Source organism: Stenotrophomonas sp. CFBP8994 (assembly GCF_034044835.1).
Classification (GTDB): Bacteria; Pseudomonadota; Gammaproteobacteria; order Xanthomonadales; family Xanthomonadaceae; genus Stenotrophomonas; species Stenotrophomonas rhizophila_A.
The window spans coordinates 22,556-43,856 of record NZ_JAXCWT010000009.1 but is presented as its reverse complement, the minus strand read 5'-3'; the positions used below and the strand labels follow the sequence as shown (position 1 = coordinate 43,856).

Annotated in this window: 16 protein-coding genes; 6 read left to right on the top strand and 10 right to left on the bottom strand. The window is 67.2% G+C overall.

Translation table 11 applies throughout. The features are described from left to right. The first annotated feature begins 2 nt into the window (after positions 1-2). Together purF and SOM39_RS18840 are read left to right on the top strand one after the other, a co-directional pair. Positions 3-1,469 (top strand): amidophosphoribosyltransferase, encoded by a 1,467-nt coding sequence (purF, locus tag SOM39_RS18845; RefSeq protein WP_068849542.1) that lies wholly within the window; start codon positions 3-5, stop codon positions 1,467-1,469. A gap of 72 nt (positions 1,470-1,541) precedes the next feature. Further along, positions 1,542-2,330 carry a ferritin-like domain-containing protein gene (locus tag SOM39_RS18840; RefSeq protein ID WP_217537667.1) on the top strand — a complete coding sequence of 263 codons (789 nt, stop codon included), beginning with the start codon at positions 1,542-1,544 and terminating at the stop codon, positions 2,328-2,330. A gap of 257 nt (positions 2,331-2,587) precedes the next feature. On the opposite strand, the gene SOM39_RS18835 is transcribed toward SOM39_RS18840, so the two are convergent. Continuing rightward, entirely contained in the window at positions 2,588-4,075 is a 1,488-nt protein-coding gene (locus SOM39_RS18835; protein ID WP_320459221.1) for a phospholipase effector Tle1 domain-containing protein, read from the bottom strand. A 218-nt stretch (positions 4,076-4,293) separates the two neighbouring features. Here SOM39_RS18835 and SOM39_RS18830 point away from each other — a divergent pair, with 218 nt between their 5' ends. Further along, positions 4,294-5,550: a zinc-dependent metalloprotease gene (locus SOM39_RS18830; protein WP_210131942.1), complete on the top strand. Its 1,257-nt coding sequence runs from the start codon at positions 4,294-4,296 to the stop codon at positions 5,548-5,550. 85 nt (positions 5,551-5,635) lie between these two features. On the opposite strand, the gene lpxH is transcribed toward SOM39_RS18830, so the two are convergent. From lpxH to SOM39_RS18785, 9 genes are all read right to left on the bottom strand, one after another. Next, a complete protein-coding gene (lpxH, locus tag SOM39_RS18825; protein ID WP_320459220.1) occupies positions 5,636-6,376 on the bottom strand; it encodes a UDP-2,3-diacylglucosamine diphosphatase in 741 nt (246 codons plus the stop codon). A 122-nt stretch (positions 6,377-6,498) separates the two neighbouring features. Then, positions 6,499-7,038, bottom strand: a complete 540-nt coding sequence (locus SOM39_RS18820) for a phosphatase PAP2 family protein (protein ID WP_068849550.1) — start codon at positions 7,036-7,038, stop codon at positions 6,499-6,501. Then, positions 7,019-8,155 (bottom strand): glycosyltransferase family 1 protein, encoded by a 1,137-nt coding sequence (locus SOM39_RS18815; protein WP_320459219.1) that lies wholly within the window; start codon positions 8,153-8,155, stop codon positions 7,019-7,021. The genes SOM39_RS18820 and SOM39_RS18815 overlap by 20 nt, the downstream gene beginning before the upstream one ends. 146 nt (positions 8,156-8,301) lie before the next feature. Next, complete coding sequence (locus tag SOM39_RS18810) at positions 8,302-11,220, bottom strand: TonB-dependent receptor domain-containing protein (protein WP_320459218.1); 2,919 nt, start codon at positions 11,218-11,220, stop codon at positions 8,302-8,304. 344 nt (positions 11,221-11,564) lie between these two features. Continuing rightward, positions 11,565-13,091, bottom strand: a complete 1,527-nt coding sequence (gene ppx / locus SOM39_RS18805; RefSeq protein ID WP_068849555.1) for an exopolyphosphatase — start codon at positions 13,089-13,091, stop codon at positions 11,565-11,567. A 125-nt stretch (positions 13,092-13,216) separates the two neighbouring features. Next, positions 13,217-15,274 (bottom strand): polyphosphate kinase 1, encoded by a 2,058-nt coding sequence (gene ppk1, locus SOM39_RS18800; protein WP_414715903.1) that lies wholly within the window; start codon positions 15,272-15,274, stop codon positions 13,217-13,219. A gap of 20 nt (positions 15,275-15,294) precedes the next feature. Beyond that, positions 15,295-16,635, bottom strand: coding sequence for a phosphate regulon sensor histidine kinase PhoR (gene phoR / locus SOM39_RS18795; protein ID WP_068849559.1), 1,341 nt, complete (start codon positions 16,633-16,635; stop codon positions 15,295-15,297). A gap of 18 nt (positions 16,636-16,653) precedes the next feature. Further along, entirely contained in the window at positions 16,654-17,343 is a 690-nt protein-coding gene (phoB, locus tag SOM39_RS18790) for a phosphate regulon transcriptional regulator PhoB (RefSeq protein WP_068849561.1), read from the bottom strand. Between the two features lie 112 nt (positions 17,344-17,455). Beyond that, entirely contained in the window at positions 17,456-19,096 is a 1,641-nt protein-coding gene (locus tag SOM39_RS18785) for a M48 family metalloprotease (RefSeq protein ID WP_320459217.1), read from the bottom strand. Positions 19,097-19,203: 107 nt separating this feature from the next. Here SOM39_RS18785 and grxC point away from each other — a divergent pair, with 107 nt between their 5' ends. From grxC to SOM39_RS18770, 3 genes are all read left to right on the top strand, one after another. Next, positions 19,204-19,500 (top strand): glutaredoxin 3, encoded by a 297-nt coding sequence (grxC, locus tag SOM39_RS18780; RefSeq protein ID WP_068849564.1) that lies wholly within the window; start codon positions 19,204-19,206, stop codon positions 19,498-19,500. Next, on the top strand, positions 19,497-19,889 hold the full coding sequence (locus SOM39_RS18775; RefSeq protein WP_038690172.1) for a carboxymuconolactone decarboxylase family protein: 393 nt from the start codon (positions 19,497-19,499) through the stop codon (positions 19,887-19,889). The genes grxC and SOM39_RS18775 overlap by 4 nt, the downstream gene beginning before the upstream one ends. A gap of 296 nt (positions 19,890-20,185) precedes the next feature. Further along, positions 20,186-21,193, top strand: coding sequence for an isocitrate dehydrogenase (locus SOM39_RS18770; protein WP_068849569.1), 1,008 nt, complete (start codon positions 20,186-20,188; stop codon positions 21,191-21,193). Positions 21,194-21,301: the final 108 nt, after the last annotated feature.

Genomic DNA, 21,301 nt, shown 5'->3' with positions numbered 1-21,301 from the left:
CCATGTGTGGCATCGTCGGTATTGTCGGCAACCAGAACGTCGCCGGGCAGTTGTATGACGGCCTGACCGTCCTCCAGCATCGTGGCCAGGACGCGGCAGGCATCGCCACCGCCGATGGCACCCGGCTTCGCGTGCAGAAGGCCAACGGCCTGGTGCGCGATGTGTTCGACGCCAAGACCATGTCCACCCTGGAAGGCCGCGTCGGTATCGCCCATGTGCGCTACCCGACCGCCGGTTCGGAGGGCATGGACGAGGCGCAGCCGTTCTACGTCAATTCGCCGTACGGCATCGCGCTGGCCCACAACGGCAACCTGATCAACACCGAGGCGCTGCGCCAGCAGGTGTTCGAACAGGACCGCCGCAACGTGAACACCGATTCGGACAGCGAAGTGCTGTTGAACGTGTTCGCATTCGAGCTGGACGCGCAGCGCCAGCTGACCCCGGAAGCGGCGATCCGTGCGGTGGCTGGCGTGCACCGCCGCTGCAAGGGTGGCTATGCGGTGATCAGCGTGGTGCTGGGCCTGGGCCTGGTTGCGTTCCGCGACCCGCACGGGATCCGCCCGCTGGTGCTGGGCAAGCGCGCCCACGCCGAAGGTGATGAGTACATCGTGGCCTCCGAATCGTCGGCGCTGGACGTGCTGGGCTTCCAGCGCGTGCGCGATGTGCGCCCGGGCGAGGCGCTGGTGATCACCGCGCGTGGCGAGCTGTTCTCCGAAGTGTGTGCCGAGCCGGCCGAGCACAGCCCGTGCATCTTCGAGTACGTGTATTTCGCGCGCCCCGATTCGATGATCGACAACGTGTCGGTGCACAAGGCGCGCATGCGCATGGGCATCAAGCTGGGCGAGAAGATCCTGCGTCTGCGCCCGGACCACGATATCGACACCATCATTCCGATCCCGGATACCTCGCGCGATGCCGCGCTGGAAATCTCCAATGTGCTCGGGGTGAAGTACCGCGAGGGCTTCATCAAGAACCGTTACATCGGCCGCACGTTCATCATGCCAGGGCAGGGTGAGCGGGTGAAGTCGGTGCGCCGCAAGCTCAACCCGATCCACCTGGAGTTCCGCAACCGGGTGGTGCTGCTGGTGGACGATTCGATCGTGCGCGGCACCACCAGTCAGCAGATCGTGCAGATGGCGCGCGACGCCGGTGCGCGCAAGGTCTACCTGGCCAGCGCGGCACCGCCGGTGCGCTATCCGAACATCTACGGCATCGACATGCCGGCGGCCGAAGAGCTGGTGGCGCACAACCGCAGCGTGGAGGAAATCGAGGCGCACCTGGGCTGCGACTGGTTGATCTACCAGGACATCGAGGACATGGAAGCGGCGGTGCGCGAAGGCAACCCGGAGCTGAAGTCGTTCGATTCGTCGTGCTTCAACGGCGTGTACCCGACCGGTATCGAGCCGGGCTATTTCGAGCGCATCCAGCAGTTGCGTTCGGACGATGCCAAGCACAAGCGCCGCGCCTGAGGCCTGGCGGTGAGCGCAACGTTGCCGCGGGACGAGGCGGCCGGTGATCTGCTGCGCGCGGCGCAGCAGTGCATGGCCGAGGCGGACCCGCTGCGCAAGGTGGCGCTGACCCAGCAGTACGCGGCGCAGTTCCGCGCGGGGCAGTTGAAGGTGCGCGCGGATGCGCCGCCGCCGGAGCCGATCCGGATGCCGGGGCGGCCGTCGCAGTTGCAGCTGGTGCATCCGCGCGATGTACCGCGGCGGGGCTTGGGCAATGCGGAGGGGCGGGCGGCGTTCATCCATGCGATCGCGCATATCGAGCTCAATGCCATCGATCTGGCGTGGGATGCGGTGTATCGCTTCCGCGGGCTGCCGGGGTCGTTCCATGCGGACTGGGTGGGGGTGGCCGATGATGAGTCGCGGCACTTCCTGCTGTTGCATGGGCGGTTGCAGGCGCACGGCCACGATTACGGCGATTTCGCCGCGCACAACGGGCTGTGGGAGATGTGCGAGAAGACGGCGCACGATGGCCTGTCGCGGATGGCGCTGGTGCCGCGGGTGCTGGAGGCGCGCGGGCTGGATGTCACGCCGGGGATGATCACCAAGCTGCGTTCTGCCAATGACCATGCTACTGCCGATGTGCTGGAGATCATCCTGCGCGAGGAAGTGGCGCATGTGGCGGCGGGGACGCGCTGGTATCGCTGGTATTGCGAGCGTGCCGGTGTGGAGCCCCGGGCGCGTTTCATCGCGCTGTTGAAGGAATATGCCAACGGGTTTCTATATGGCCCGTTCAATCTTGAGGCGCGGCTGTTGGCTGGGTTCGAGCAGGACGAGCTGGCGGACCTGATCGAGCAGGCGGGTCGTACGCCTTCAAGATCGTAGTGCCACGCCATGCATGGCTGCTCTCCGTTCCGGCGTCATGAACGCGTAGTGCCACGCCATGCGTGGCTGCTCTCCGTTCCGGCGTCATGAACGCCTGAGACACGGCTCCGGACACTCCTGACGCCGGACAAAATGATCGACGCGGAAACGATTCGCCTTCGGATGCTTGTGCCGCGCGTTGCGCGGTTGCCACGCATGGCGTGGCACTACGAATTGCTACGTGCTTGCGGCGGCTTCATGCTGGGAATCCCGCCGCGCTAAACGTTCCGTAACACTACGCGTGTTCCGTCTTCTGTTGGCCGGTTGATGTAAAACAACCCTGGCCCGGGCCGGTACGGCAATTCGCGCGTTGCATCGTCGGCGGCATACAACAACGCGGTGTCGCCGAGCGCGTCGAAATTCCAGTGTGCTGATTGCATCAGGTAACGCTTTCGCAACAGCCGTTCCTGCGCTGCATCGAGTGCTTGGCCTGCCAGCAGGCGTGCGGCAATGGGCTTCAGCTCATCCGGCAGCGCCATCGCCGGATCCGCATCCGGGGTGCGTGCCCACATCACGCCGGCGGCTGCCGCGCGCTGGTGGATCAGCCTTAGGGCGACCAGCTGGTAGCGCCAGTCGATCTCGCGTTTGAGCACTACTGCGGCATGCGCGAACAGCACCCACTGCGGCAGCACGCTGTCGCTGCCGGCCACGCGCATCTGCTGCCAGCGATGCCATACGTCGACCCAGACGTTGTCTTCGCCCAGGCCCAGTGCGGCCTGCCATCGCCGGCAGGCGGCCTGCGCGCGTGCGTAGACCTGGGTGCTGCGCAGCAGGGCCAGCGGCGGGGTGGTGGTGTCGGGTACGTCGTGGGTGCGGATGCGCTGGCCCTGCGGGCGGGTGAGTAGTTTGGGCCCTTCGACGCGCTGGTCGTAGCCGCCGCCGATGTTGGCGTGCACGCCGGGCAACGCGATCTCTTCATGGTCGGGCGCGACGGAGGTCAGTGCGAAGTAGTGGCGGTGCTCGTCGCGCGCTGTGAGCTGGACCACCTTGTCGGCGCAGCCGGCGGGCAGGGTGACGTGGGGCAGTTGGTCGCGCTGGCGTGCGTCGATCGCGACCACGGTGTCGAACAGGCCGACGAAGCGTACGGGGCGGATCGCAGGGGCGGATGGCAGTGTCCAGCCGGTGCGGCGCAGCTGTTCCTGCAGCCAGAGGCGGCCGTCGGGGGCGTTGAGCCGGTTGATCGCGTCGCGCGCGGAGGCGGCGCCGCGCGAGAAGCCGAACAGGTCCAGGCGGACCGCGGTCAATGCGTGGGGCGGCAGGGTGCTGGCCAAGGCGCGCAGTGCTTCGGGCAGGCGTACGTCGAGGGCGCGGTGGACCTTGGCTATGACGCCGCTGGGGCCGATGCCGAACGCCAGCCCCATCAGGTCGTCGTCCTTGCCGGTGCGGGTGCCGGCGCCTTCGATGTAGATCGCCAGGGACAGCGTGCCCGGCAACGTGGGCGTAGTCCGCCGGTGGTCGGGGTAGAGCGCGTGCAGTCGCGCGATGTTGGTCAGTCCGTTGCTGAAACTGCTGGTCAGGCGGCTCTGGTAGGGCGAGGCGTCGTCGGCCAGGACGGCGGGGGCGGGTAGGCGCGGTGCGGGGGTGGTGCTCCCGGGGGGGCGCGAGGCGTGCAGCAGGTTGTCGGCGTTGTTGCGGGTGCCGTCGAAGAACAGGCCGATCTGCAGCGTGACCGGCACGGTGGTGGTCGGAGTGGGCTGCCCTGCCATGGCCTCGGTTCCCCTGTCGATGCGCGTTTAAGGTAGCGCGAAAGCGACACGGGCGCGACGTAACTGAACCGCTGTGGCCGCCGGTCACAGTTCGGAAATCTCATTGGTGCGCTCTATTGAATTCACGCGATCGATTGGCGCCAGATGGTGTGGCCTGCCGACAGGGGCGGTGGCGCGAACACGTTCACTTCCGAAGTTCACTCAACGAGAGAGGCGACATGATGTCCAGTTCGATGAGAAAGACCGCAGGTGCGATCACGTTGTTCCTGGCCGCCGTGGGTACGGCGGCGGCGGCTCCCCTGTTCCAGCCGGTGACGGTGTTGAGCCGGGCCGCTGCGGCCAGCCAGCCGGCCGCGCAGGCGGTGTTGTCGGCGCCCTCCAGCGCCGCCGTGCAGGAAGTCCGCGTTGAGGCCGGCGCGGTGGTGGCGGCGCAACGGCAGCTGGAGTTCGAGCTGCTCGGCACGCCCGTGCAGGCGCTGCAGCAGCGGGTGGAGAACCTGCCCGATGGCGGCAGCATCTGGTACGGCAGCCTGCAGAACGCGGGGTCGAAACTGACCCGCCAGGCCGGTACGCAGGATCCGGGCAACTCGGTGATCCTGGTGCGCAATGGCGATACCGTCACCGGTTCAATCCGCAAGGACGGCACGCTGTACCGGCTGCGTCCGCTCAGCGATGGCCGCCATGTGCTGGTGCAGGTGGATGAGTCGCGCATGCCGGCCGAACACCCGGCCGACTACAACACGCTGCCGAAGATCGAGATGCCGGCCAGTGATCGCGCCGGCATTGCGGCGGCCTCGTCGGGCACGCCGGCCACCATCCGGGTGCTGGTGGTGGCCACCAACGCGGCGGTGAACGCCTATGGCGGCAACATGCAGTCATTGGTGCAGCTGGCGGTGGCCGAGTCGAACCAGGGTTACACCAACAGCAACGTCGGCATCACCATGCAGCTGGCCGGGTACCAGGCCGTGGCGTACACCGAGACGGGGAACTTCAGCACCGACCTGGCACGCTTCCGCTCGACCAACGATGGCTACATGGATGCCATCCACGCCACCCGCAACAGCACCGCAGCCGACGTGGCAGTGCTGATCATCAACAACAGCAGCTACTGCGGGCTGGCATCCGGGATCGGCTCGACGGCATCGACCGCCTTCGCGGCCGTGTATTGGGACTGCGCTACCGGCTACTACTCGTTCGCGCATGAGATCGGCCACCTGCAGAGCGCGCGGCACGATATCGCCACCGACTCCAGTACCTCGCCCTATGCGTACGGCCATGGGTATCGCTACCAGCCGGCCACCGGCGCGCGCTGGCGCACGATCATGGCCTACGACTGCACTTCAGGCTGCCCGCGCCTGAACTTCTGGTCCAATCCCAACATCAGCTACAACGGGATTCCGATGGGCATCGCCTCCAGTGCCGACAACCAGCGCGTGCTGGTCAACACCAAGGCAGCGGTGGCTGCGTTCCGCTGATGGTTTCCGGAGCACACGACGGGAAGGGCTGTGCCCTTCCTTGCGTCTGCTACCGGGTAGGTATCGACCGTTGGTCGATACGCTCCTACGCCAATGAATCCAGCGTCCACCCCTGCGGGGTGACGCGCAGCACCGAGCCCTGTTCGTACCAGTCGCCCAGCACGATGCGCGTGCACGCGCGGCCGCCGGCCTGCAGGCTGTGGATGGCAGGGCGGTGCGTGTGGCCATGGATCATCGTGTCCACGCCATGGCGCACGAAGGTGGCGGTGACCTCATCGGGCGCGACGTCGGTGACGGTCTCGAAGGTGGCGCGGTCACCCTGTTTCATTTCCGATTGGCGCGCCTGGCTGGCATCGCGCGCTTTCTGCGCGAAGGTAATGCGGGCTGCCAGCGGCTGGGCCAGGAACTGGGCCTGGAACACCGGGTCGCGGGTCTGTGCGCGGAACTGCTGGTAGGCCACATCATCGGTGCACAGCAGGTCGCCGTGCTGCAGCAGCACCGGGGTGCCGTACAGGTCGATCACGCTCGGGTCGGGCAGGATGCGGAAGCCGGCGCGACGGGCGTAGTCTTCGCCCACCAGGAAATCGCGGTTGCCGCGGATGAAGTACACCGGCACCCCGGCGTCTGCGACCGCCTTGAGCGCGTCGGCCACCGCATCGGCGGCGGGGGAGGGGGTGTCATCGCCGATCCAGGCCTCGAACAGGTCGCCCAGGATGTACAGGGCATCGGCCTGCATCGCCTCGCGGCGCAGGAAGTCCAGGAACAGGTCGGTGATGGCTGGACGGCTCGGGTCCAGATGCAGATCGGAGATGAACAGCGTAGTCATGCCGCCATTGTATTAGGTTGTCCCGGCACCGCGCAGACACGCATGGCGTGTCCCTACAAGGCGCCCGATCCCCCGCCCGGGGCGACCACGGATCGGGCGACCCTGCGCACGTACACCCGCAATCAAACCGGCAACGGCAACCATTGCAGACTGGCGCCTGCCAACGCCGTGGCAATCGCCGTGGCGGCCAGCACGTCGCTGGGGTAATGCAGCCCCAGCACCACCCGCGACACCCCCACCGCCGCCGTGAACGGCACCAGCACCGGCGCCAGCCACGGGTAGTAGGCCAGCGCCACGATGGTGAACGACACCGCATGCAGGGTGTGCCCGGACGGGAAACTGAATTCGTCCAGCGGCGCCACCCAGGCACGGATGCGCAGGTCGGCCGCATAGGGGCGGGGGCGCCGGGTCCAGCGCTTCAGGCTCTTGTACAGCAGCAACGCCATCAGGCCGGTAGCGGCCATGTGCAGCGACGCGCGCAGGCCATCGAAGCCGTCCAGCAGCACCAGTGCGCCCATCAGCGCGTACCAGAACACCCCGTCGCCGAGGCGGCTGACCACCGAGAACGCGCGGCGCACGCGGCGGTGCCGGCAATAGTGGTTGGCGCGCCGGCACCAGCGGGTTTCGCGCCCGCGCAGTGCATCAAGCGGCGTGGTCCGCATGCGACCTCCGGGCACTGGCCAGTTCGGCAAGCAGGGCCTCGAACTCGGCCACGACCTGCTGCGGATGCAGCCGCGTCATCGCCACGGCCGCATTGCGGCCCAACCGGTCGCGCTCGGCGTCGTCGCCGGCCAGGCGCACGGCCGCATCGACGAAGGCGTTGTCATCGTCCACCGCTACCCCGTTCTCATGGGTGCGCAGGTGCTCGCGGGCCGCGCCGTAATCGAACGCCACCGTGGTCACGCCACTGGCCATCGCTTCCAGCGTGACGTTGCCGAACGTCTCGCTGCGGCTGGGGAACAGGAACAGGTCGCCGCTGGCGAAATGGCGCGCCAGCGCATCGCCGCGCTGCACCCCACAGAAGATGAAGTCCGGGTTTTCATGGGCCAGTTTCTCGCGGGCCGGGCCATCGCCCACCCACACGAAGCGGGCCTTCGGCCGCACCTGCTGCAGCCGGCGGAACGCTTTCACCGCCAGCGCCAGGTTCTTTTCCGCCGCGATGCGTCCTACGTAGATCGCCGCGAAGCCGCTGCCGTCGATGCCCCATTCCTCGCGCAGTGCCGGGTCGCGCCGCGTCGGCTCGAACTGGCTGCTGTCCACCGCGCGTGCCAGCAGGCGCACCCGGTCGAAGCCCTGGTCGCCGAGGAACTGCTGCAGCTCCTGGGTGGGCACCAGGGTGGCATCGGCCTGGTTGTGGAAGCGCCGCATCCAGCGCAGGGCGGCGGCCTGCAACCAGGCCACGCCGTAGTCGGGCAGGTATTCGTCGAAGCGGGTGTGGAAGCCGGTGGCGACCGGAATGCCCAGGCGCCGCGCGGTGCGCAGTGCCGACCAGCCCAGCGGGCCCTCGGTGGCGATGTAGATGGCGTCGGGGCGCTGCTGCTGCCACTGCCGGGCGAGCCGCTTGGGGGCCGGCAGGCCGAAGCGCAGGCCGGGGTAGCGGGGCAGCCCGGCGCCCTGCACCAGCAGCGCGCCGCCGGCATCGGTGTCGTCGGCCTGGCGCGGGCGCACCAGGTCCACCTCATGCCCGGCCGCGCGCAGTCCCTGTTCCAGTCCCTGCACGGTCAGGGCAACGCCGTTGACTTCGGGGGGATACGTTTCAGTGACGATGGCATAGCGCATGGCGGGCCTCCGGTTTGAAGGCATGCTCGGGGCTGGCGATGTAGCCGACATGACATCGACATGACCGGCACATGACGCCGCGCCGGGCACTGAAAAACCACGGCCCCGAAGGGCCGTGGTCATCGTGCATCAACCGCGCGGGGCGATCAGAAACGCTGCTGGTACTTCATGTAGATGAAGCGACCGATGTCGTAACCGCCGTAGTACGAGAAGGCCGAGTTCGGCTTGCTGTACATGATCGGGCCCAGCTTGTCGAAGACGTTGTTGGCGCCGACCGACACGGTGGCTTCCCACGGCAGGTTGTAGCGGAACTGCAGGTCGTGGAAGGTGACCGAACCACGCTCGTTGTAGTTGCGCGAGCCCTTGTACCACGGTGCGTACTGGTTCGGATCCGAGCACTCTTCCGGGTACAGCGCGATGTTGGCGCACTGTTCCTTCACCCCGGAGTAGTAGCGGGCGGTCCAGCTCATGCCGAAGTTTTCCAGGTCCCAGCCCAGCACCAGGTTGGAGCGGACGCGGAAGCCGCTGCCGATGCCGTTGGTGGGGGTCGGCACGACGCTGGCGTCATTGGTCGAACGGTAGATGTTGCTCGACACGTAGGTGGTGGCCGAGTTCAGCGAGAACTTGCCGAAGTCGGTGTCCATCCGGTAGTTCAGGTCCAGGTCGTAGCCTTCGGTTTCGAGGAAACCGGCGTTGCGGTTGCCGAACTTCAGGTTGGTCACGATGCCGGTGACCGGATCGCGTTCGAAGCGCGAGCAGCGCGCGTCGATGCCCTGCTCATAGCAGTCGATCAGGATCTGGGTGGGGGTGTCGGCAATGATGGTGTTGTCGATGCGGATCTTCCACCAGTCCAGCGAGGCGTTGAAGTTCTGGATGAAGCCGGGGCTCCACACCAGGCCCAGCGTCTTGCTCTTGGAGGTTTCCGGGGTCAGCGTCGGGTTGGAGCCGGAGGTGAACGGCACCGGGGTGGCATCGGTAGCCACGGTCACCGGCGTGCCGCCCTGGCGCAGCTGGCGGAACGTGGCGGCGCTTGCGATGTCACGCGAGCAGCGGGCGCGCACTTCGGCGCTGGTGCGCGAGGAGCCGAACACGGTGTCGCACGGATCGCTGAACTGCGCAAAGGTTTCCGAACCGCCACCGAACAGGTCGTTGATCGTGGGCGAACGGAAGCCTTCGGCCCAGGTACCGCGCACCATCAGCGAGTCGATCGGCTTCCACTTGAAGCCGAACTTGCTGTTGAGCGTGTTGCCGAAGGTGTCGTAGTCCGAGAAGCGGGTGGCGCCGTTGAAGGTCAGTTCCTTCGCACCGGGCAGGTCGGCCAGCACCGGGATGTTGAGCTCCAGGTAGGCTTCGTTGACGGTGTAGTCGCCACCGGTCGGGCCGGCGGCCAGGTTGGTGGTGGCACCGGTCTGGGCCAGCGCATCGGGGGTGTACTTGCCTTCTTCCTTGCGGCTTTCAACGCCGAAGGCGAAGCCCAGGTCGCCGGCCGGCAGGGTGAAGATGGAACCGGCGATGTTGGCGAAGAAGTTCTTCGAGGTGGTGCGGCCCTTGGTGGTTTCTTCCGGGAACAGCCAGGCCTGCAGCTCGTCATTGCCATACAGGCCGTTCGGCGCGGTCACGCCGTACGCCACCAGCGGGTTCCACGGCTTGCACACGTCGAACGAGATCGGGGCGGCGGCGGTACCGCACTGCACCTGGCCCTGCGCGTTGAGGAACGACGGACCCACGCCGCCGGCGACACGCGCCTTGTGCAGGTTGCCGGTGGCCACCGATTCCAGTTCATTGCGGTTGTACTGGTAGCCCGCTTCCCAGTCGAAGTAGCGCTCGCCGATGTCGAACGAACCGTCGAACGAGGCGACCGCGCGGTAGGTCTTCAGGCTGCTGGTGGTAACGCGCGGAATTTCCCAGGTACGACGGTTCCAGGCCACCGCGGTCGGCGTGGCATAGCCGTGCTGGTTGCCGAACGGATTGAAGTAGCTGTTGACCGACATCGAGCCGACCCCGGCGGTGCTGGACTGCAGCGGGTAACCGGCGATCTGGCGGCTCGACTCACGCTCGTTGTAACCCAGCTCGGTGCGGAAGTTGATGCTGTCGGTGATCGCAAAGCGCCCATCGAAGTACACCGAATCGCGCTTGAGCGGATACATCACGTGCATCTGGTCGTTGGCGTTGCTCACATCACCGGTGAACGGGGTGGTGTCGGTGCGGTGGTAGTTGCCCGGCAGGGTCGGGTCCGAACCGCGGTTGAGCGAGTAGCCGCAGCCGGCAGTGGCCGTGCAGCCCGGGCCGCGCAGACCGGTGATCTGGCCGTACTGGCTGATGGTGGTCCAGTTGCTGGAATCCAGCGGGTGGCGATCGGTCATGCCGTACTGGCTGAAGCCACGGTCGCGCGCCCACACGCCCTTCTCTTCAGCATGTTCGGCCGACAGGGTCAGCGAGATGCGGTCATTGCTCCAGCCGGCCACCACGTCGAAGCGGTCGCGGGCGCCGTCGCCTTCGCTGTACTGCCCGTGGTAGACGTTGGCGGTGACGCCGGTGACGTTGCCGCGGGTGATGATGTTGACCACGCCGGCCATCGCGTCGGAACCATAGATGGCCGAGGCGCCGTCCTTCAGCACTTCGATGCGCTCGACGGCGGAGACGGGCAGGGTCGACACGTCCTGGTAGCCGGAGGTGCTGATGCCGAGGCGCTTGCCATTGACCAGCACCAGCGTGCGCTGGGTGCCCAGGTTGCGCATGTCGATGTAGGTGCCGCCGGCGTTCTCACCGGCGGTCAGCGCGTTGGCGCGGCTGATCGTCGGGCTGCCCATGGCGGTCACGTTCTGCAGGATGTCGGCGACCGAGCTGAAGCCCTGGCGCTCGATGTCGGTGCGGCTGATCGCAAACACCGGCTGCGCGGTTTCCACGTCCACCGTACGGATGCGCGAACCGGTGATCTCGATGCGATCCAGGTTGGTGGGGTTCGGCGCGTCCTGTGCCATGGCCGGGGCGGCCACCAGGCCAGCGGTACCGGCGACCAGGGCATAGCGGATCGCCTGCCCGAGTACGTTGATGCGTGAAGTCATTTGGCTCTCTCTCTGGTTCAGAACTGAATCAAAAGAGGTCGGCGGGGTCCCAAGTGTCCCGCGTCCCTCGAAAACCAGCCCAAATGGGCCGGTGATTCGATCTTAGTCCCAGTCGTTAAGCCGGTGTAAAGCTTTTTGCCAAGAAAAATTCACCTCTTCGTAACCAAAGAGACAAATTTCCTTATGCATCAATGGATTGTGAAGTTTTGCTGAATCTGTCCGATGTATCTGAATATGTCGCAATGTATCCGGATGCTGCAACGCAGCACGTGGATCTGCGCACACCGTCACGTATGGTGGCGCAGTGTCTGTAGCGGCAGCGAGGCGGGTGCCGCGGACGCGGCTCAGGCCACGAACGGGCGGAACTGGACGCCGAGCCCGGCCATGCCATCGGTTTCGCCGATCAGGTCGGCGCGCAGCAGTGGGCGGGCATCGATGTAGGCCTGCGGCAGGATCAGCGACATCCGGCTGTCGTCCGCGCTGAGCTCCAGCGCCGGCACGGGGGTGTCTTCATGGGCACGGTTGAGCAGCACCGCCAGCCGGAGCAGGGCGGTCATGCGCCGGGCCGGCAGCAGCAGGCGTTCGGGCAGGGCATCGAACGCGGATTTGGAGACGTTGCGGCGGTGGCTGCGCACCAGCGCGGCCAACAGCTGCTGTTCCTGGCGCGAGAAGCCGGCGATGTCCGAGTTCTCCAGCACGTAGCTGCCATGCACGTGGTAGCCGCTGTGGGCGATCATCAGGCCCAGCTCGTGCAGGCGCGCTGCCCAGCCGAGCATGCGCGCGTCGTCCGGGTCCAGGTTCCAGCTGCCTTCGACCTGGGCGAACAGGTCCAGCGCGGTGCGCTGCACGCGATCGGCCTGCACGGTATCGATGCCGTAGCGCAGGGTCAGCGCGTCCACCGATTCGTCGCGCAGGTCGTTCTCGCTGGCGCGGCCGAGGATGTCGTACAGGATGCCTTCGCGCATCGCCGCCTTGCTGACCAGCAGCTTCTGCAGGCCCAGCGCCTGGAACGCCGCCTCCAGTACCAGGATGCCGCCGGCGATGATCGGCCTGCGGTCCGGCGACAGCCCGGGCAGGTTGATGTCCTCGATGCGCTTGGCCTTGAGCAGCTCATCGCGCAGCTGCGGCAGCGCTTCGGCGGTGATCGCGCCCTTGCTCAGCTTCATGGTGGCGCAGATTTCGCTGATCGCCTTGTGCGTGCCCGACGAGCCCAGCGCTTCGTGCCAGCCCAGCGCGCGGTACTTGGTGGCGAACTGCTGGAACTCGGCGCCGATCTCGGTCAGCGCATCCTTCCAGCGCCGTTTGCTCAGCTTGCCGCCCGGGAAGAAGCGCCGGGTGCTGGCGATGCAGCCGGCCTGCAGGCTTTCGCGCTCCAGGGTCTGCATGCCCTGGCCGATGATGAATTCGGTGGAGCCGCCGCCGATGTCGATCACCAGCCGGCGCTGGTCCGGCTTGGGCGGCTGCGCATGGGCCACGCCCAGGTAGATCAGGCGGGCCTCTTCGCGCCCGCTGACCACTTCGATGGCATGCCCCAGCGCGGTTTCGGCCGGCATCAGGAACGCCTGCGGCGAGCGCAGCTGGCGCACGGTGTTGGTAGCCAACGCGCGCACGCGTACCGAAGGAATGCCACGGATGCGCTGGCCGAACCGGGCCAGGCACTCCAGCGCGCGCTGGCGCGCGTCGGCCGACAGGCCGCCCTTGCCATCCAGGCCATCGGCCATGCGCACGGTCTCGCGCAAGCGGTCGACCACGCGCAGCTGCCCGAGCGTGTAGCGCGCGATGACCATGTGGAAACTGTTCGAACCGAGGTCGACGGCGGCGAGCAGGTCGCCATCCTGCAGGGCGGGCGGAGTCGTGGAGGTATGCGGCATTTGCGAATGGTAGCCGAAGGGTGGGTCGCGGCGTCACCGCACGGCCTTCACATTATGCGACCGGAGGTCGCACCGTACGAATCCCGACCAACGGTCGGGATCTACCCGGGTTGTAGATCTTCGATCTACAACCCTTGCATCAACGCCATCTGCGCCGAGTGCGGGGGCTGGTCGGGGCCGGGGCTGCATTTGCGGTACTCGCCGTCGGCGTGCAGTTCCCAGGCGTTGAGGTTGTCGTCCAGGTAGTTCTGCAGCACATCGCGGTACACCTTGCGGGCCAGCTCCGGGTCCAGGATCGGGAAGCAGGTCTCCACACGGCGCAGCAGGTTGCGCTCCAGCCAGTCGGCGCTGGCGCAGTACAGCTCGGACGCGCCGTCGTTGCCGAACCAGTAGACGCGGCTGTGTTCCAGGAAACGGCCGACGATGGAACGGACCCGGATGTTGTCCGAGACCCCCGGTACGCCCGGGCGCAGCGTGCACGCCCCGCGCACGATCAGGTCGATCTGCACCCCGGCCTGCGATGCGGCATACAGCGCACGCACCACCTGCGGTTCGTTGAGGGCATTCATCTTGGCGATGATCCGCCCCGGGCGGCCGTTCTGCGCCAGGTGCATCTCGCGCTCGATCCGCTGCAGCAGCCCGTCGTGCAGGGTGAACGGCGACTGCAGCAGGCGCTTCAGGCGCGTGCGCGGGGCCAGCCCGGACAGCTGCTGGAACAGCAGGTGCACGTCGTTGCCGATATCGGCATCGGCGGTGATCAGGCTCAGGTCGGTGTATGCCCGCGCGGTGCCGCTGTGGTAGTTGCCGGTGCCCAGGTGCACGTAACGGCGCAGCTTGCGGCCCTCGCGGCGCACGATCAGCAGCATCTTGGCGTGGGTCTTGTAGCCCACCACGCCGTACACCACCTGCACGCCGGCTTCCTGCAGGCGGTCGGCCAGGCCCAGGTTGGCTTCCTCGTCGAAGCGCGCGCGCAGCTCCACCACCACGGTGACGTCCTTGCCGTTGCGTGCGGCCTGGATCAGCGCATCGACGATCAGCGAATCCTTGCCGGTGCGGTACAGCGTCTGCTTGATCGCCAGCACGTTCGGGTCCACCGCGGCCTGCTTGATCAGGTCGAGCACGGCGGTGAAGGCGTCGAAGGGGTGGTGCAGCAGCACGTCCTTGCGTGCCACCACCTCGAAGATGCCGTCGCTGTCGCGCAGCGTGCGCGGGCTCATCGGCGGGTATTTGAGTTCCGGTCGGGCCAGCAGGTCGTACAGCTGGATGACACGGTTGAGGTTGACCGGGCCGTCGATGCGGTACACCGCGTTCTCGGTCAGGCCGAAGTTCTGCAGCAGCGTGCGCACGATGTCGCGCGGACAGTCCTGGGCGATTTCCAGCCGCACCGCCGGCCGGTAGCCGCGATCGACCAGCTCATCGCGCAGCGCCAGCGCCAGGTTCTCCACCTCTTCCTCGTCCACCACCAGCTCGGAATTACGGGTCACCCGGAACTGGTAGGCACCCTGGACTTCCATGCCCGGGAACAGCTCGCCGACGAAGGTGGACAGCACCGAGGACAGGAACACGAAGGTCTGCGGCCCGCCCAGGGTCTGCGGCAGCTGGATGATGCGCGGCAGCGAGCGCGGCGCGCGCACGATGGCCAGGTGGCCGGCGCGGCCGAACGCATCGGTGCCCTTGAGCACCACCACGATGTTCAGCGATTTGTTGAGGATCTTCGGGAACGGGTGCGACGGATCCAGGCCCAGCGGCGACAGCACCGGCATGATCTCGTTGCGGAAGTAGGCGCGCAGCCAGCGCTTCTGGCGGTGGTTCCAGGAGTGCCGGCCCAGCACGTCGATGCCGGCCTCGTGCAGCGCCGGGCGCAGCGTGTCGTTCCAGCAGCGGTACTGCTGGTCCACCAGCTCCGCGGCGCGGTCATGGATGGCGTTGAGGATGGTCTGCGGCGCCATGCCATCCGGCGCCGGCGGCAGGCCGAATTCCTGCGCGTGGCGCACCGCGGCGGCGCGGATCTCGAAGAACTCGTCCAGGTTGGTGCAGGAGATGCACATGAAGCGCAGCCGCTCCAGCACCGGCACCTGCGGGTCCATCGCCTGGGCCAGCACGCGGAAGTTGAAATCCAGCTGCGACAGCTCGCGGTTGATGTACAGGGCCGGGTCGCGCAGTGGATCGGTTTCCGCCGGCATGGCGATGGGAACGAGGGTGCTCATGCGGAGGAGTCTTCTGCAGAGGAAAGGGTGGCCACGTCGGTGCGCTCGCGCACGTGGTCGGCATCGAAGTGGCACGAGAACACGCTGCCCTTGCCGACCTCGCTCTGGATCTCCAGGCGCGCGTGGTGCAGGCCCAGGATGTGCTTGACGATCGACAGGCCCAGCCCGGTGCCACCGCTTTCGCGCGAGCGGCTGCTGGAAACGCGGTAGAAGCGCTCGGTCAGGCGCGGCAGGTGGGTGGCGGGAATACCATAGCCGGTATCGCGTACCGCCAGCACCACGCCGTGGCCTTCGCGGGCCAGCTCCACCTCGACCCGGCCGCCGGCCGGGGTGTAGCGCACCGCGTTGGTGACCAGGTTGGAGAAGGCGCTGTGCAGTTCCTTGTTGGAGCCCTGCAGGTCCACCCCGGCGCTGTCGATCACGCTGATCTGGTGGCGGCCCTGGCTGTGCGCCTCGGCTTCGCGGCGCAGCGTGGCCAGCATCGGCGCCATCGCCACGGTTTCTTCTTCGGTGTGTTCCTGCGATTCCAGCCGCGACAGGGTCAGCAGGTCCTCGACCAGCTGGGCCATGCGCTGCGACTGCCTGCGCATTTCCTCCAGCATCGGCCCGGTGCCGGGGAAATCCTCCGGCTCCATCATGTCCAGGTAGCCGTGCACCACCGTCAGCGGCGTGCGCAGCTCATGCGAGACGTTGGCCACGAAATCGCGGCGCACCTGCTCCAGCCGCAGCAGCTTGCTCACATCGCGCGCGATCAGCAGCCAGTAGTCCGGCGAATAGGGAATCAGGCGCAGGTTGAGCCGGATCGCCGGATCGACCGGGGAGGGTACGTCCAGGATCGGTTCGGCATTGCGGCCGCCGGCCAGCCAGTGCGCCAGCGGCATCGGCTGCAGGCGCGCGACCAGGGCCTCGCCCAGGTCACCGGGATGGTGCAGGCCGAGCAGCGTGGTGGCCGATTCGTTGAACCACTGCACGCGCTGGCTGTTGCGGTCCACCACCACCACCGCATCCGGCAACGCGGCGGCAGCCGCGCGGTAGCTGCGCAGCATGTCCAGCAGGCGCCGCTTGCGCGTGCGCATTTCCAGCTGGTTGCGGTACAGCAGCCGGTCCAGTTCGTTCCAGACCCCGTTGCCGCCGCTCATGTCCCAGCGCTGGCGCGCGGTGAGCCGGCGCAGCACCTTGCGCAGCCGCCAGTAGTGCCAGGCCAGCGCACCAATGGAGGCCAGTGCGATGCACATCCACACATGCCCGGTGGCGAGGCCCACCAGGCCGGCGGCAAGCAGCAGCACGGCGAGGGTGGCAAGGGTTTTCAACCAGGCGGAGCGGATGTGGCGCGGCATTGCGGTCCCAGGAAAAAATCAGGTCGAGGTCGAGAACCGGTAGCCTGCACCGCGCACGGTCTGCACCATGTTTTCAGCGCCGAACGGTTCCAGCGTCTTGCGCAGCCGGCGGATGTGCACATCGATGGTGCGCTCCTCCACATATACGCTGCCGCCCCACACATGGTCCAGCAACTGGGCACGGGTGTATACGCGCTCGGGGTGGGTCATGAAGAAGTGCAGCAGGCGGTACTCGGTCGGGCCGATCGGCACCGGCTGGTCGCCGGCGAACACCCGGTGCGCGGCACCGTCGATGCGGATGCTGCCCACCGCCACGCTGCCGTCCTCGTCGTCGTCGCGCGCCCGCCGCATCACGGCGCGGATTCGGGCCAGCAGTTCGCGGGCCGAGAACGGTTTGACCACGTAGTCATCCACCCCGGCTTCGAGCCCGCCGACGCGGTCGTTCTCTTCGCCGCGCGCGGTGAGCATGATGATCGGCACCTCGCGGGTGAGGGCCTCCTTGCGCCAGCGCCGGGCCAGGTCCAGCCCGCTGGTGCCCGGCAACATCCAATCCAGCAGGATCAGGTCCGGTACGCGGTCGGCGATGGCCGTCTGCGCTTCGCGGGCGTCACCGGCGTGGATCGGGTCGTAATCACCCTTGCGCAGGGCAAAGGCGACCATTTCGCGGATCGCGGGTTCGTCATCGACGATCAGGATGCGTTTCTGCACGTGCCCACCGTATTGCTCATCAGACCGGGATTGAGCCCAGTAGACTACGGTTTCATGACATGTTTGTGACGGCCATGAGGGCATTGCCATCCCACGGTCATCCGGGCGCGGTTCAGCGCCGTTCCAGCTCCGGGTCGTTGATGCCCTGTCGGCGCATCTCCAGCACGGTGGGGGTGATGCTTTCGATCCGCGCATCCACCCGGGCCCGGCCCACGTAATCCAGTGCGGGCTGCTTCTTGAGCGCCTGCAGCTGCATCAACGCCTGCTCCGGCCGGCCGTTCAGGAACGCGGCCTCGGCGTAGGCCTCGCTGGCGCGCAGGGTGTCGCCGGCCAGCTCGCTGGCGCGGGCATAGCGCTGCTGGAACACCGGATCGTTGCCGCTTTGCGACAACAGCGGGCGCAGCATCGCCTGCGCGCGCTGGCCGGCTTCGCGCCCGCCCTGTTCGTTCAGGATCTCGGCGTAGGTCAGCGCCACCGGGCGGCTGCCGGGGTGCTGGCGCAGCAGCGCGTCGAAGCGGGCGTTGGCCTGGGCCGGCTGGCCCGAGCGCGACTCGGACTCGGCCAGCGCCAGTGCCACCCACAGGTTGTCCGGGTGGTCCTTGAGCAGTTCGGTGAGGTCGCGCCGGGCCTCGGCCGCACCGCTGTTGCGCAGGCGTGCCAGGGCCAGCCCATAGCGCTGGGCGTCGTTGAGGCCGCTCTTCTGCGCGCGCTGCAGGTTCTGGTACTCGGTGGCCAGCTCGCCAGGGGTATCGGCGCTGAGCACGCGCAGGCGCTCGCGCGCCCACTCGAACTGGCCGGTGCCGCCGCGGCTCAGCGAATTCACCGAGATCTGCATCGAGGAAGGCAGCAGCGGGTTGGTGCGCCGGACCAGCGGGTCGGACAGCGCCGGGTCGGCCGGGTCCACCCGTTCCTGGCGCACGCCGCCGGGCACTTCGGTAGTGAGCAGCACGGTGTCCTTCTTCATCTGCTCGGCGCGGGCCTTGGCTTCGCTGATGCGGGTGGTGTTGACCGGGTGGGTCTGCAGGAAATCCGGTACCGAATAGCCGCCGGCATTGCCGCGCATCGAGGCGGACATGCGTTCGAAGAAGCCGGCCATCGCATCCACGTCGTAGCCGCTGCGGGCCAGGGTGCGGATGCCCAGGCGGTCGGCCTCCGATTCGTTGCTGCGGGTGTAGTTGATCTGGCGTTGCTGCATCAGCCCCATGCCGGAGGTGATCGCGGCCATGGTGGCATCGCCGGAGGAGTTGCCGCCAGCCTGCTGCGCAGCCACCACCGCCGCCAGCATGCCCAGCAGGATCGGGATCTGGTCGCGCTGGGCCCGTTCCACCCCGCGCAGCACGTGCTGCTGGGTGACGTGGGCGATTTCGTGGGACAGCACCGCAGCCACCTCGTCCTCGCGTTCTGCGGTCAGCACCATTCCGGCGTTGACCCCCACGTAGCCGCCCAGGGTGGCGAAGGCGTTGATCTGCCGGTCCCGGAGCATGAAGAACGTGTAGGACTGGCGCGGCTGGGCGCTGTTGGAGCCCAGCCGCGCGCCCATGGTCTGCAGCCAGTCGTCCACCAGCGGGTCATCCAGCAGGAAGCCGTAGTTGCGCAGCTCGCGCAGCATCATCCCGCCGTACTCGGCCTGGCGCGCCGGGGTCAGCAGTTCACCGGCCGACGAGCCGATGTCCGGCAGCTTGCTGTCCTGGGCCGACGCCAAGGGGGCGGCCAAGGCCAGGGTCAACGCGGCAGAGAGCAGCAAAGGGCGCAAACAGGAACTCCTGGGGCTGCGGGTGATCCGCAGTGTTGCGGTGATGACATGGAAAATCCAGCGCAGGGCTACCATATACAGACACTCGTTCTGCCGTGGAGTTTCCCGTGAGCCAAGATGTCGCTTCCAACCCGGGTGGGACGCCGCCCATCACCATCTATTCGACTGCCGTCTGTCCGTACTGCGTGGCGGCCAAAAACTTCCTGAAGAGCAAGGGCCAGAGCTGGACCGAGGTCCGCATTGACCTGGACCCGGTCGAGCGCGAGAAGATGATGGCCAAGACCCGCCGCACCAGCGTGCCGCAGATCTTCGTCGGTGAAGTCCATGTGGGCGGGTACGACGACATGATGGCCCTGCACCGCGAAGGAAAGCTTGAGCCGCTGCTGAACGGGGAAGGCGCATGAGCGCTGCGGACGACGGCAGCAAGGACCGGATCGCCGAGTTCACCGAGTTCCGCCAGCGCATGAACCAGCGCATCCTGGGCGAACCCAACCAGGTGGTGCGGCGCTTCTTCGCGCTCGACACCCAGACCTACCAGGCCGGCGCGCTGGATGTGAAGACCAAGGAGCTGCTGGGCCTGGTCGCCTCGATGGTGCTGCGCTGCGACGACTGCATCAGCTACCACGTGGCCCAGTGCAAGGACGCCGGGGTGACCCGCGAAGAGTTCTTCGAAACCTTCTCGGTCGGTTTGGTGGTGGGCGGTTCGATCGTGATCCCGCATCTGCGCCGGGCCGTGGACTTTTTGGACCAGCTGGAAGGCGGCGCTGCAGCCCCGGCCGTCCACGAACATTGATGCATGGCGCCGCCCGACCAACGGTCGGGCGCTACCCCGGCGCGTCACGGCGCGGTAGGTACCGACCGTTGGTCGGTACGGATCGCCCGCGTGGCCATGGGGCCGCAGGCCCGGTAGCTACCGACCGTTGGTCGGTACGGGCCCAGGCGATCGGTGGGCTGGCCAACGCCGGCGCTACCTTGGTCTATTTGGGGTCCGGGGGCTGGCTGGGGCATAATTGCGGGTGAAACTTCCCTTGCGCCGACGCTCCGGACCCCGGACCCACGGCGCTCCCCCTCGGTTCGGAAACAGATCAAATGACGCAGAAAATCACGGTCATCCGCGGTGACGGCATCGGCCCGGAGATCATGGACGCCACCCTGTTCGTGCTCGGCAAGCTGGACACCGGCTTTGAGTACGAAGATGCCGACGCTGGCCTGGTCGCACTGGAAAAGCACGGCGACCTGATGCCGGCCTCCACCCTGGAATCGATCGCACGCAACAAGATCGCCCTGAAGAGCCCGCTGACCACGCCGGTCGGTGGTGGCTTCACCTCGATCAACGTCAGCCTGCGTCGCCACTTCGACCTGTACGCCAACGTGCGTCCGGCGGTGTCGTTCCCGAACACCAAGTCACGCTTCGGCGACGGCGTGGACCTGGTCACCGTGCGTGAGAACACCGAAGGCGCCTACCTGGCCGAAGGCCAGGAAGTCTCGGCCGACGGTGAAACCGCGTTCTCCGGCACCCGCATCACCCGCAAGGGCTCCGAGCGCATCGTGCGCTACGCCTTCGAGCTGGCCCGCAGCACCGGCCGCAAGAAGGTCACCGCCGTGCACAAGGCCAACATCATCAAGTCGACCTCGGGCCTGTTCCTGGCCGTGGCGCGCGAAGTGGCGGCCAAGTACCCGGACATCGAGTTCCAGGAAATGATCGTCGACAACTGCTGCATGCAGCTGGTGATGCGTCCGGAGCAGTTCGACGTGATCGTCACCACCAACCTGTTCGGCGACATCATCTCCGACCTGTGCGCCGGCCTCGTCGGCGGCCTGGGCCTGGCCCCGGGTGCCAACATCGGTGAGAACGCGGCGATCTTCGAAGCCGTGCACGGCACCGCCCCGGACATCGCCGGCCAGGGCAAGGCCAATCCGTGCGCGCTGCTGCTGGCGGCCGCGCAGATGCTGGACCATGTCGGCCAGACTGAAAACGCCGAGCGCCTGCGCAAGGCCATCGTGGCCACGCTGGAAGCCAAGGACTCGCTGACCGGCGACCTCGGCGGCACCGGCAACACCATGGGCTTCGCCCAGGCCATCGCCAGCCGCCTGTAACCGGGCAGCGGTAGAGCCGACGGTAGAGCCGACGGTAGAGCCGACGGTAGAGCCGACTGTTAGTCGGCTGCACTGTCAGTCGGCTGCTCCAAAAAAAAGGGCACCCCA